An 11860-nucleotide genomic window follows, 5' to 3' on the forward strand; every position below is an offset into this window, starting at 1 on the left:
CCGTCATTGTTGCGGTCAACATAGATGAAGCCATAGCGTTTCTTCATTTCACCAGTTGTGAAGGATACACAGTCGATACAGCCCCAAGGTGTGTAACCCCAAAGCTCAACGCCGTCTTCTTCGATGGCTTTTTCCATTTCTTGAATATGGCTGCGCAAGTAGTCAATGCGGTATGGGTCATGGACAGAACCATCTTCTTCTTTGACATCAATGGCACCAAAACCATTTTCCACGATGAAGAGGGGCAATTCGTAGCGTTCATAAAAGGCATTGAGTGAGTAACGGAGGCCTTCTGGGTCGATAGCCCAACCCCAATCAGATTCCTTGATGAATGGATTGGTCACTGAGTGCTCATTTCCACCGCTGGTATCTTCAGACACATCTTTGTGAGCTGTCGAGTCAACTGTGTTAGACATGTAGTAAGAGAAGCCGATATAATCCACTTTCCCTTGAGCCAATACTGCTTTATCTTCTTCAGTGATGTTAATGTCGTAACCTTTGCGTTCAAACATCTTAAGGGTATAGCGCGGATAGTGACCGCGAACTTGCACATCACAGAAGGACCAACGGTCATGCATCATTTGCTGCGCTAACACTTGGTCAGCAGGACGAGCTGAGAATGGGTAGATTGGCACCATGGCAATCATGTTACCGATTTGGAATTCAGGATTGATTTCTTTACCAATTTTAACTGCTTTAGCTGAAGCAAGCAAGGTATGGTGACCACAGATATACATCGCTTCTTCAGGATTGTCATAATCACCAAAGTGAGCACCTGAGTTGGTCCAACCGAAAATATCATTGTGATAGTTCATTTGGTTGTTGATTTCATTGAAGGTCATCCAATACTTGACCTTGTCTTTATAACGTTTGAAGACAACCTCTGCAAATTTGACGAAGAAATCAATGGTCTTACGATTCATGAAACCGCCGTATTCTTTGGCGATATGGTAAGGCATTTCGAAGTGAGACAAAGTGATGACTGGCTCGATGCCATATTTGAGCAATTCATCAAAAACATCATCATAGAATTGCAATCCTTCTTCATTCGGCTGGTCTTCGTCACCATTTGGGAAAATGCGTGACCAGGCAATTGAAGTACGGAAACACTTGAAACCAAGGTCAGCAAACATAGCAATATCTTCTTTATAACGATGATAGAAATCAATGCCGACATGGTTTGGATAATAATTACCCTCTACCACGCCATCAGTAATGACGCGAGGCACACCGTGGGCGCCAGCTGTCATGACGTCTGCTACAGAAAGTCCTTTTGATGTTTCAAGAACACCACCTTCGAATTGGTGCGCAGCTAATGCGCCACCCCATAGAAAATTATCTGGAAAAGCCATAATGTAAACTCCTTTTTTACTTAAAAACAAAAAATCATATTAACAGCATCCACTAATCCTGTTATAAATCGTTATCGAGGGCTTTTATCATTTTTGCTGGGACCCCACCAACAACACAATTATCAGGGACATCTTTATTCACGACAGCACCTGCTGCAACGACAACATTATTACCAATAGTAACACCAGGTAAGATTGTAACATTACCTCCAATCCATACATCGCTTCCGATTCTAACCGGTTTTGCTATTCCTAAATTTTGCCGTCGTCCCCTTGGGCTTAGTGGGTGATTTACAGTAGTAATCAAGGTATTAGGACCAATCATCACATAGTCACCAATTTCAACTTTTTCTACATCAAGGATAGTACCATTGTAGTTCATCAAGAACTGGTTACCAACATGAATATTCTTCCCATTATCACAATTAAAGACTGGTAGAATATTGGGATTGTCACCAACTGAACCAAACAATTCACTAATAGCCTCTTGTCTTTTGTAAACATCGAGCACATCTATACTATTCAGTTTTTGACAACCAATAATTGCATTTATTTTTAAAGCATTTACCTCACTATCCGTAAAATCATAAGGTAAACCCGCTTTTAATTTTTCGAGTTCTTTCATCTTTTCACCTCTTTTCTTACTTTTAGTTTATCATTTGCTATAATAATTACTAGCAGTTCTACAAGATTTGGTTCCTAGTTTACAAATTTCCTAATTTTTCTTGTCTATTTTTGGAACAGAGTTTCATTATAGAATATTTTTCAAAACAAATATGACCTGAAAGTATACCAAACTTTTAAACTGTCATTGTATATCAAAACTTCACTAATGCACATTACCATGAAGCAAAACAGAATGAGGATTCTTAATTGTCATCCAATTAAAGGGGGGAGTGGGTATGTTTTTACTAGAAAAACTTGAGTACAGTAATTTTTCCAATAGCGAACAAATTGTTGTAGATTATCTATTAACACAAAGAGAGGCGATTGAGGAATTGACAATCAGTCAAATTGCTGCCAATACCTTTTCATCTAAGTCGAGTTTGGTTCGAATCAGTAAAAAACTTGGTTTTAAGGGCTGGACTGATTTCAAAAAGGCATTTTTAGAAGAAATTAACTACTTCAATAAACAGAATTCAGGGATTGATGCCAATACTCCTTTCGATAAATCAGATAATTATCTACAAATTGCATCAAAAATTGCCAACCTAGAAAAAGAAGCGATTGAGGATACCCTTTCATTATTAAAAGCAAAAACAATCAATGAAGCAATTCATCTAATGAAGGAAGCAAATACTATCCATATTTTTGCAGCTAGCAATAACCTACTCAATGCCCAAGAATTCGCTCACAATATGTCCCGAATTCAAAAAGATGTTCGAATCCATCAACTTCAAGGAGAAGTACTTTTTAATGCTTATTTAGCTCAGGAAAACTCACTTGCCCTGATTATCTCTTATTCTGGGGGCACAGAAAGTCTGATTCGAATTGCTAAAATTCTTAAAGAAAAGACCATTCCAATTATATCCATCACTTCACTTGGGGATAACCCTATCAGTTTACTCGCTGATATTAACTTTAGACTGGCAACCAAGGAAAAACTTTATTCCAAAATCGGGACCTATTCAACAGACACTTCCATTATATATTTACTAGACACCATTTATTCCTGTATTTTTGCTCAAGAATATGAAAAAAATTTGAAACTTCGCCGTCTAGCATCACAAATAATTGAATCTGAAAGACATGCAGATTCAACTATTTTAAGAGAGTTGGATACTAGTAGCAAGTCTGACAATATATCCTAAGTCTCATTAACATAATCAAGAGTTGGTTTCTCTGAGCAAAAACCTCCCTCAGATAAACATTTGAAACTTTCTACAAATCGAAAAAATTATTTAGGCAAATCAGAAATAAATGGGACGGATTACGTAGAGTAAAGAATGTAAGCTCCTAGAAAAATCATCGCTTTCAAGATGGAAGATAAGAAGGGCGAAGGGAATTATTTTATATAGAAAAAACTGCTAATCAGAAACAAACTTCTGACTAGCAGTTTTCTTATATGCAGACCATCCCTATTTCACTGGCATATACCTGTCAAAATACTCATTTAGCTTTTCTTTCAACAACTTTTGCATATCCTTGTCACGGTGCAGTCCATGGCCAGAATGCTCAAATACCAGGACATCATTTGCAACATTGTTCTCTTCAAAAGCCTGTATCAGGTATGGAGTTGTGGTAAAAGGTACAACCTTATCATGTTTACCAAAGGCGATAAGACTTGGGGGACTGTCTTCATCCACCCACTGAAAGGCCTCGACGGCTTTAGCAATTTCCTGATATTCCCCATTTTCCATCATTTCTTTTGTTAACGCTACTCCTGTAATCGGAGTGAAGAAGGCAGCTGCCTGCTCCAGGTCCTTGTCAAGGCCATACCAGCCATCGGGTTGGAAACTGGTTGGGGGAACCAGGGCATAGACAAAACGGATTGGGACAGGGGCGTCCTTGCCATCGCGATAGGCATATAGAGTAGCTAGACCACCACCTGCCGAGCCACCGGCAAGGACCATTTCCTCAACAGGGTAGCCCAGCTTTTTAGCCTCAGCTATCACATGAGGAATAGCCTCCTTGATTTCTTGAGACATGGTCGCCACCGAGGCATTATTACTGTCCGTTCTCAGGGTATAGTTAATACCTGCGGCTACATAGCCCCGATTGACAAAGCCCTTGAGGATATCAGCGTCATCACTTTTATCGCCTGTTGTAAAGCCGCCAGCATGGAGATAGATGACCAAACCATAACTCTTTCGGTCCTGATTGGCAGGGAGATAGAGGTCAAACTTATTGGACTCCTTTTCTCCATAAGCAATATCCAGGTGTTCTGTCCCGACTGTCTCATTCCAGACAACCTTATCCGCAGCCAGGCTGGTCACCCAAAGATTTAGCCCCAATCCCAGGGCAAAGGCAGCAATAAAGGCCCCTAAGTAAACTAAGATTTTCTTCACAAGTTTCATTAGAACAAACTCCCTCCCAGTAACATATCCAAGGCCAGATCTTTAAACAAATAGCCAAGGGTAAAACCTAGAATGATGACCAACACTAAGCCCATACTCATTTTTCTCTTTGCTCCATTTTTCATGGCATTTCTCCCATCTTTATTCTCACATCCTGATACATGTCATTGATCAAGATTTCAGCATTTTCACCCACAAAAGCCTGACCAGCCTCGGTATCCCCCTGCAGTTGCCACATAAACCAGGCTGTGACATAGCCACTGGCGGAGTACATCATCTTGTCATGATCCATGCCAGATCTTCTGGCAACCAATTTTTGCTCAGGGATTTTGTCAAAAATCACGTTCAGCTCCGAAAGCGGAATAACTGTTTCAACCTCAAATTTTCCTTCCGTACCAGCCAAAACCATGATTGGCACCTGGACCTTTGAGCTATCATAATTGTAATCCGTCATTTCCCTCGTAGTCTTCTCACTGACTGGCGACAGGGGCACCGCCGTCTTGAAATAGCCCTTATAGGCATCGTTGGTGATAACATTCATGACCGCCGCTCCGCCCTGAGAAAAGCCCGTGATTCCGATATTTTCCTTGTCGATTTTTTGGAAAAAGATGCTCTCCACAGCCTCATTCTCAGCTAGAAGAAAGTCCAGGGCCTGCATGGTGGTGTGACCTGTCCCAGTCCCCCTATCCTGTGTCCCCACAACGATAAAGCCCCAAGAGGCATAATGTTCAAACAAGGCCTCGTATTTTGTCGCCTTGCCACCTGTACCATTGACCATAAATATCACAGGGTAGGTTTTTTGGCTCTTCGCTAAATCATTGGGATAGAAAATAGAATACTTCTCAATCGGTTTTTCAGCATCGAAAACAACTTTTTCGACATCAAACCGACCTTTTTTCAAATAGTGAGCTTCCAGCACCGAACCCGTTGCAATCTGCGACCGGAAATCCGCACCGATATCTTTTTTATTATCTGCATAGAAATAGAGGGCAGTTAGGACAAGGCCTAGGACAAGGAAACCAATGACACTAAATTTCAAAATTTTTATCAGCCTTTTCATCTGTTCACCTACTTATTCATAAACCTTATCAAGCAATTCCGTCCCATAATCTTTGAGATTCCCATTAATGGCATCTTCTAACCAGACACTGATAGACTGCTGGTTACTTTCCAGAGGAAACCAGACTGCTGGCGTTGAAATGATGGTATGGGCTGTTAGATTTCTAGGGTCGTCATACCATTTGACACCGTCCCAGATAAAGGTTGAAACCTTTTGTTTGTGAAATTCAGCTACTGTATCTTTTAATATTTTTTGATAAATATCCGCTTCCTTTTCCGAAACATCCATAACACCTGTGTCAAAATAATTTTGGACCTTGGCCAAATCGCCATCGCGAGTTGATGAATCGAAAAGAAGTTTAATATCCTCTCCGTATTTTTCACGCAGGGCCGTTAACATATCTAGGGTCAAGTTATCCGTCTTTATCTTCTCCGTAATGGTTTCCGGTGCTTCCCATACGGTGGTTGCGATAGTCTTCCAATCCTTATGAAGCAGTAACGAGGAGTCAATCAAGACATTCTTATTAGGAGCAGTTGGAAAGTAATTGGTGAAAATATCATCCGCAAGCAGGGCAGCACCAAAACCGCCAGCACTATAACCTGTTACCAGGACTGTGTCAGGATTTTCTATCCCGGATAAGTCCATGATTTTGTCCATGGCTTCCTGATAATTGACATAGCCATTATGATAAAGAACCTTTTCTTTCCCATCTGTATCAGTATACTTGAATTCCCCTCTGCCTGCATGGAAGTCCCCAGTTGCGTAAGGGAACATAATGACACTCCAGTCCTTATAAGGAGAATTTTCAGTCGGAGAAGCTAAGCCACCCATATTCATGGTAATATTAGCCAGATAGTCCACAGGTACAGATTTGGTATTATAAGTATCATTCTTTGCCATTTCTTCATTAATACTTACACCACCACCTGCAAAGTAGACCAACACCTTATTTTCCTTACCCTTTTTGAAGAATGCTCTATAACTTCCCCCTTCTGAATCCTTCATTTTTGAGGTCGTCACCTGATACATCTTATCGAGCTTAGGATTGGCTGATAAATTGGGATATTCCAAAACAAAGAAATACACCCCCGCAGCAACAACCAAGAGCACTGCAAATATTCCCAGTAAGATTTTTCCTAATTTTTTTAACATAATATTCCTTCTTTCAAGGGTAGGTTCTCTACGGTTTCACCACACCCAAACCTGCCTCTTCCGCATAGTAGTTCAGTAGACTGACAAAGGCTTGAAAGTTGATACCGTGGTTTTCAAAAGGCAGACTGACCAGTTTTCCAGTTCCACCTGCCTGATTGAGTTGCTCAACAAACTGCTCTGAACCTTTGATATTGACCATGGTATCCTTTTTCCCATGAAAAAGATAAACTGGCGGAAAATTAGCATTGACATAAGCCAGAGGGTCGATGGCTGCCACCCGCTCTGGGTAATCTGTCAAACTTCCTCCGATATAGGTCTCCACAAATCCTGGAATAGGGTCAACTGTCAGATAACGGGCATTATCAGAAATCCACTGCAAATCTACTGCCGGATACATGGCGATAACCGCACTTGGTAGGGGAGCATCTAACTGTCCACTAGATACCAGCCCTGTATAAAGCAAGTCCAGGTGACCTCCGGCAGATTCACCGGACAGAATAAGCTTATCACTATCCCCACCATAGTCCTGTGCATGAGCCTTGATCCAGTTCATGGCGTCAGCAATATCTTCAGTCGCCTTTTCCCAAGTAGGATTATCACTTGTTGCTAAGCGATAATTGATACTAAAGACGACATAGCCCTGCTTGGCCACCTCCCAATGCAATCCTGACAGGGATTCAGAATCCCCATGACTCCAGCCTCCCCCGTGGATATACACATAAACGGGGTGTTTTTCCTTGGAAAATGGTTCTGTATTCCTGTAAACCGAAAGTGTCAGGTCTTGTCCCTTCTTGGTTGCATAGGTTACCACCTCATCAGGTTGGGCTGTCAAGGGAATAGACATTTCCCCTAGCAAAGTCAGGGTTCCACCATTTTCCTCAACCACTTTCTTGGTCATGGACCACTCGACAGCTCCCAGAATTAGAGCCGTCAGAGAAAGGACCGTTAAAAACAGTGTAGACTTGGCCAACTTTTGGCCCCGTCCGCGAGTAAGATAGAGCCCAACCAGGCCCGATAAACCGATAACAACCAGTAAAGTAAGAAAGCGTCCCGAAATGGGAAAGGCAATACTCCCAAATTGGGTCAGCCAGTTCTTATTTTTCCCAAGAACACCGATAAAGACCAATAAACTGAGAAAAGTTACAAGAAAGCCAAGGCCTTAAGTAATTTCCGAGCAATGCTACCTACTTTTGGTTTCATATTCCTCCTCTATTCATAAACCTTATCAAGCAGGTCTAGTCCATAACTGGTATCCTGACCTGCCATATTTTCTTGTAGCCAGGCTGCAATGGATTGGCCCTGTTCCTCAAATTCCTGCCAGACATAAGGTGCAGCAATAATAGTATGCATGGTCATATTGAGGGTATCATCATAATATTGGAGGCCATCCCAGAAGAAGAGTTGGACATTGGCCTTTTGAAATTCTGGCACCAATTCCTTCAACCGGGCCTGGTACTTGTCGGCCTCCTTCTCATTAACATCAAAACTGCCTGTTTCGATATAGTTTTGGTACTTGGCAAGGTCCCCGTCCCGGGTTGAGCTATCAAACATCAGATTTATTCCTTCGCCATACTTGGTGTTTAGGTCATTTAGCATGTCCAAGGTCAGATTATCACTCACCATTTTCGAGGAAATATAGTTCGGAGTCTGCCATACGTTTTCCGCTGTGCTTTGCCAGTCTTGATAGATTAAGAGGGAAGAGTCCACCAGAAGGTTTTTGCTCTTGGCATTAGGGTAGTAATTGGTAAAAATATCATCGGCCAAGATAGCTGCTCCAAATCCACCTGCACTGTAACCTGTCACCAAAACAGTGTCTGGATTGTCAATACCAGCCACTTCCACCACCTGTTTCATGGTCTCAGTATAGTTGGTGTAGCCATTGTGGTAGAGAATTTTGTCCTCCCCCTTATCATTGGTGTAGTGAAATTCCCCCGTGCCAGAGTGGAAGTCAGCCGTCGCATAAGGTACTAGGACGATGGTCCAATCCTTGAAGGGAGACTCCTCACTATCAGTTGCCAAGCCCCCCATATTCATTGTTAGGTTGGCCAAGTAATCCGTTGGTACTGCCCCGTGGAAGTAAAAGTTTTCCGGGTCCTTGGCTGTTTCTTCATTAAAACTCGCACCGCCACCCGCAAAGTAAATCATGACCTTGTTTTCAGAGCCTTTCTTGATAAAGGTCCGAAAGGCACCACCTGTCGAATCCTTCATCTCAGGACTAGTCATCTTATACCATTTCCCAAGCTTGGGCTCTGCCTTCAAGGTCGGGTATTGGAGGACAAAGGTATAAATTAAGCCAGCTGTTAGGGCCAGCAGCAAGAGGATGACTCCTATTATCTTTGCAATCCTTTTAAAAATTTTCATTTCTATCTCTCCTATTGTCGGACTTGACAAATTGTCTCGTCTCAGTTACTATCGATGTAACAATTGTACCATCGCTACCAAGCCAACTCAAGAAATTAGAGTGTCTGAACTGCAAATGGTACAGAGGGAAGGAAAGTGTACCAGCATGAATAATGAAAATCGGAAAAACGCTGTTATCCAGGATATTAACAAAGCCTTACTGGGACTCCTGCAAGCAAAACCCCTGGCTGATATTTCGATTAGCGAGATTACCTCAACAGCCCAGGTTAGTCGAAATTCCTTTTACCGAAACTTTTCCTCCAAGGAGGACATTATCGAAAAATATCTCCACAGGCTGCTCAAGACCTGGAAAGAAGACTATGACCAATCCCAGAAAGACTCCAACCCAGAATTGTTTGGCAGTCTCTTTCAACACCTAAAGGAAAATCAAGACCTCTACCTCTTGCTGAAAGAAAGAGATCTCTTTTATCTTTTTTCTAAGGCTTACCTCTCCCTCTACGGCCCTACAAAAGAGGACACCAATTTTGAAGCTTACGTCAAAGGCTTCATGGCAGGTGGAGTTTTGGGCTGGATAGAGGAATGGTTTAATCGTGGCCTCCAAGAATCTGCCGAAACCATGACCACCCTCTTGGTCAATAATGGGATGACATAAAAAGCTTATCCTTGAATCATGGCGAGAATACTTGCCTGTCCAAGAGCTTTCCGTTAAAATGGTTAATAACATTATTAGACAAGGTTCCACATGAATAAACTCAAAAATAATAACCTCCTTATCGGCAGTCTTTGTGCTATTGGCTGTGAAATTCTCTACGGTCTCAGCTACATCTTTACCAAGCAGGCTACTGCTTCTGCTTCTGAATTTGCCTTACTTGGCTGGCGTTTTCTCATCGCTATTCTGGTCATGAGCCTATGCGTCCTCGCAGGACTCATCAAGATTAATCTCAAAGGAAAAGCGCTCAAGCCGCTCTTGCTCATTGCCCTCTTCAGCCCCACCATTTATTTCACTGGTGAGACCTTGGGCATCAGCCAGACCACCGCTTCGGAGTCGGGAGCCTTTTTGGCCTGTATCCCCGTCGCCTCGCTCCTAGCGTCAGCCCTTATTCTCAAAAAGAAACCGACCAAGCTCCAGACCACAGGCATCCTCATCACCCTTATGGGTGTCCTGGTCACCGTCTTTGCCGTCGGCGCCAGCTCCAGCCTCTCCATCCCCGGCTATAGCTTTCTGCTCCTGGCCGTCCTGGCCTACGCCCTCTACAGCGTCTTTGTCGAGAAGGCTTTTGACTATAGCGGAGCTGAGATTACCTATATCATGCTGGCTGCAGGTGCCATCATCTTTGTCAGCCTAGCCCTGCTTGAAGCCTCTCTAAAGGGAACTACAGCAGACTTACTGACCCTTCCTCTGACTAATAAGCACTTCCTGCAAGCCATTCTCTACCAAGGAATCGGCTGTTCAATCATTGCCTTCTTCCTGGCCAATGTGGCTATCGCTAAAATCGGCGTCAACCGCACTTCATCCTACATCGGTGTAGCAACTGTTGTCTCCATTCTAGCAGGTTCACTCCTCCTAGGAGAAAGCTTCACCCTATACCAAATCGTAGGTGTGCTGCTCATCATTGCAGGAGTTTATACTGCAAATGCAAAAAACTCTTCTGAGTAACTCTATAGTAAAAGCCACAGTCCGTGGCTTATTTTTATCGTCTGTTCACAAGATTACCTGTCTTTGACAAGCTGGTTTAGTCGCTCCAATTCTTCTACATTGCAAAGATTTTCATGACCTATTTCTTTGAAATAACTGGTTCCCCACTCATAAATAGCTAAGATAAGAGGTGCAAGACTTTTTCCTCTTTCTGTTTAAGAATACTCTGTTTTGGGTGGAATTACAGGATAGATTTTCTTGTCAATAAAGCCATCTTCTTCCAATTCTTTGAGTTTGGAACTAAGTACTTTTGCAGTTGCTTTGGGCAAATATTTTTGAAGCTCGTTAAAGCGTTTTGTTCCACGAGTTAAATAATAGAGGATTTCAATCTTATATTTTCCACCTATCAAATTCAAGGTGGTAGTCAAGGCACAATTTGTTATTTTTGTCATATACTCACTATCCTTTTGGAAACTATCTATCAAAAAAGTACATACTTGTTTACTAATATCTACTATGTTAGCATAAGATAAGAAGAAAGGATAGCAAATCATGGATTTTAAAAATATTATTGCCAACCGTTACTCTAGCCGTTCATTTTCTGACAAGCAAGTATCACTTGATGTCCTCAAACAAATCATCTCAGATGCACAAACAACAGCTTCTTGGGTTAATTCTCAGCCTTGGAAGGTTTATATTGCAACTGGAGAAAAGTTGACAGCAATCAAGAAAAAGCATTTAGAGCTTATCGCAGCTGGAAGGTCTAGTTCACCAGTCTTTCCAGTACTAGGACGCCACCTCTGGCATCAAGACCAGCAAGAAAATATGGCTGCTTGGTCTCAGGAAAAAGAAGACTTTCAACATCTGCCAGACAAGATTTTCAGACAACTCAATGAAACACTTTTCAGCGCACCTTCTGTCATCTACTTTGCTATTCCAAAGAATTCACCTGACTGGTCAAAATTTGACATCGGTGCCTTCGTTCAAACTGCCACCCTTTCAGCTATCAATCAAGGTCTGAATACCATGATTGCCTATGAATTTGTTAAATTTCCAGAAGTATTAGCTGAAGATTTAACTGTTGATGAAAACTACCAGATTGTCATCGGAATCGCTGTTGGCTATGAAGATGACCACATCGCTAATAACTTTAGATCCAGTCGCCGTCCGCTGGATGATATCCTAACTATTTTTGAATAAACTTATTCCCCTCACCTAAAAAAGGTAGGGGATTTTTCGAATTTTGACAGACAAAGAAAGCTCCAGTTTGCTTAAAAGATGA

At 42.1% G+C, this 11860-nt stretch carries 13 protein-coding genes; 4 read left to right on the plus strand and 9 right to left on the minus strand.

The genetic code is table 11. The annotated features are described in order from the left end of the window. Both F601_RS0101125 and F601_RS0101130 read right to left on the minus strand, forming a co-directional pair. On the minus strand, nt 1–1352 hold a 1352-nt coding region (locus tag F601_RS0101125), incomplete at its 3' end, for a 6-phospho-beta-glucosidase (protein WP_018163837.1). Between the two features lie 61 nt (nt 1353–1413). Then, nucleotides 1414–1977: a sugar O-acetyltransferase gene (locus F601_RS0101130; protein WP_018163838.1), complete on the minus strand. Its 564-nt coding sequence runs from the start codon at nt 1975–1977 to the stop codon at nt 1414–1416. Nucleotides 1978–2254: 277 nt separating this feature from the next. On the opposite strand from F601_RS0101130, the gene F601_RS0101135 reads away from it, so the two are divergent. After that, nucleotides 2255–3163 (plus strand): MurR/RpiR family transcriptional regulator, encoded by a 909-nt coding sequence (locus tag F601_RS0101135; protein ID WP_018163839.1) that lies wholly within the window; start codon nt 2255–2257, stop codon nt 3161–3163. Between the two features lie 267 nt (nt 3164–3430). Here F601_RS0101135 and F601_RS0101140 read toward each other — a convergent pair whose 3' ends face one another. The 6 genes from F601_RS0101140 to F601_RS0101165 all read right to left on the minus strand — a co-directional run bounded on the left by F601_RS0101140 (nt 3431) and on the right by F601_RS0101165 (nt 8942). Beyond that, complete coding sequence (locus F601_RS0101140) at nt 3431–4369, minus strand: alpha/beta hydrolase (RefSeq protein ID WP_018163840.1); 939 nt, start codon at nt 4367–4369, stop codon at nt 3431–3433. Next, nucleotides 4369–4494 (minus strand): hypothetical protein, encoded by a 126-nt coding sequence (locus F601_RS13590; protein ID WP_018163841.1) that lies wholly within the window; start codon nt 4492–4494, stop codon nt 4369–4371. Before F601_RS13590 ends, F601_RS0101140 begins: the two co-directional genes overlap by 1 nt. Beyond that, nucleotides 4491–5429, minus strand: a complete 939-nt coding sequence (locus F601_RS0101150; protein WP_018163842.1) for a poly(ethylene terephthalate) hydrolase family protein — start codon at nt 5427–5429, stop codon at nt 4491–4493. The genes F601_RS13590 and F601_RS0101150 overlap by 4 nt, the downstream gene beginning before the upstream one ends. A 12-nt stretch (nt 5430–5441) precedes the next feature. Next, on the minus strand, nt 5442–6581 hold the full coding sequence (locus F601_RS0101155; RefSeq protein WP_018163843.1) for a pectin acetylesterase-family hydrolase: 1140 nt from the start codon (nt 6579–6581) through the stop codon (nt 5442–5444). Between the two features lie 28 nt (nt 6582–6609). Next, on the minus strand, nt 6610–7707 hold the full coding sequence (locus F601_RS0101160) for an alpha/beta hydrolase (protein WP_018163844.1): 1098 nt from the start codon (nt 7705–7707) through the stop codon (nt 6610–6612). An 83-nt stretch (nt 7708–7790) separates the two neighbouring features. Further along, complete coding sequence (locus F601_RS0101165; RefSeq protein ID WP_018163845.1) at nt 7791–8942, minus strand: pectin acetylesterase-family hydrolase; 1152 nt, start codon at nt 8940–8942, stop codon at nt 7791–7793. A gap of 145 nt (nt 8943–9087) precedes the next feature. On the opposite strand from F601_RS0101165, the gene F601_RS0101170 reads away from it, so the two are divergent. Then, nucleotides 9088–9594 (plus strand): TetR/AcrR family transcriptional regulator, encoded by a 507-nt coding sequence (locus tag F601_RS0101170; RefSeq protein ID WP_026183049.1) that lies wholly within the window; start codon nt 9088–9090, stop codon nt 9592–9594. 90 nt (nt 9595–9684) lie between these two features. Next, nucleotides 9685–10599 (plus strand): DMT family transporter, encoded by a 915-nt coding sequence (locus tag F601_RS0101175; RefSeq protein WP_018163847.1) that lies wholly within the window; start codon nt 9685–9687, stop codon nt 10597–10599. A 194-nt stretch (nt 10600–10793) separates the two neighbouring features. Here the strand turns inward: F601_RS0101175 and F601_RS13020 are convergent, their stop codons facing one another. Further along, the gene (locus F601_RS13020; protein ID WP_018163848.1) at nt 10794–11030 is read right to left on the minus strand and encodes a winged helix-turn-helix transcriptional regulator; all 237 of its coding nucleotides are present in this window, start codon (nt 11028–11030) and stop codon (nt 10794–10796) included. A 100-nt stretch (nt 11031–11130) separates the two neighbouring features. Between F601_RS13020 and F601_RS0101185 the strand changes: the two genes are divergently transcribed. After that, entirely contained in the window at nt 11131–11778 is a 648-nt protein-coding gene (locus F601_RS0101185; protein WP_018163849.1) for a nitroreductase, read from the plus strand. Nucleotides 11779–11860 lie beyond the last annotated feature (82 nt).

Source organism: Streptococcus henryi DSM 19005, assembly GCF_000376985.1.
GTDB lineage: Bacteria > Bacillota > Bacilli > Lactobacillales > Streptococcaceae > Streptococcus > Streptococcus henryi.

Coding starts and splice junctions, on each gene's coding strand:
- F601_RS0101140 (WP_018163840.1), bottom strand. CDS start 4,369: ATGAAACTTGTGAAGAAAATCTTAGTTTACTTAGGGGCCTTTATTGCT.
- F601_RS0101165 (WP_018163845.1), bottom strand. CDS start 8,942: ATGAAAATTTTTAAAAGGATTGCAAAGATAATAGGAGTCATCCTCTTG.
- F601_RS0101185 (WP_018163849.1), top strand. CDS start 11,131: ATGGATTTTAAAAATATTATTGCCAACCGTTACTCTAGCCGTTCATTT.
- F601_RS0101170 (WP_026183049.1), top strand. CDS start 9,088: ATGAATAATGAAAATCGGAAAAACGCTGTTATCCAGGATATTAACAAA.
- F601_RS0101135 (WP_018163839.1), top strand. CDS start 2,255: ATGTTTTTACTAGAAAAACTTGAGTACAGTAATTTTTCCAATAGCGAA.
- F601_RS0101175 (WP_018163847.1), top strand. CDS start 9,685: ATGAATAAACTCAAAAATAATAACCTCCTTATCGGCAGTCTTTGTGCT.
- F601_RS13590 (WP_018163841.1), bottom strand. CDS start 4,494: ATGAAAAATGGAGCAAAGAGAAAAATGAGTATGGGCTTAGTGTTGGTC.
- F601_RS0101150 (WP_018163842.1), bottom strand. CDS start 5,429: ATGAAAAGGCTGATAAAAATTTTGAAATTTAGTGTCATTGGTTTCCTT.
- F601_RS0101130 (WP_018163838.1), bottom strand. CDS start 1,977: ATGAAAGAACTCGAAAAATTAAAAGCGGGTTTACCTTATGATTTTACG.
- F601_RS13020 (WP_018163848.1), bottom strand. CDS start 11,030: ATGACAAAAATAACAAATTGTGCCTTGACTACCACCTTGAATTTGATA.
- F601_RS0101155 (WP_018163843.1), bottom strand. CDS start 6,581: ATGTTAAAAAAATTAGGAAAAATCTTACTGGGAATATTTGCAGTGCTC.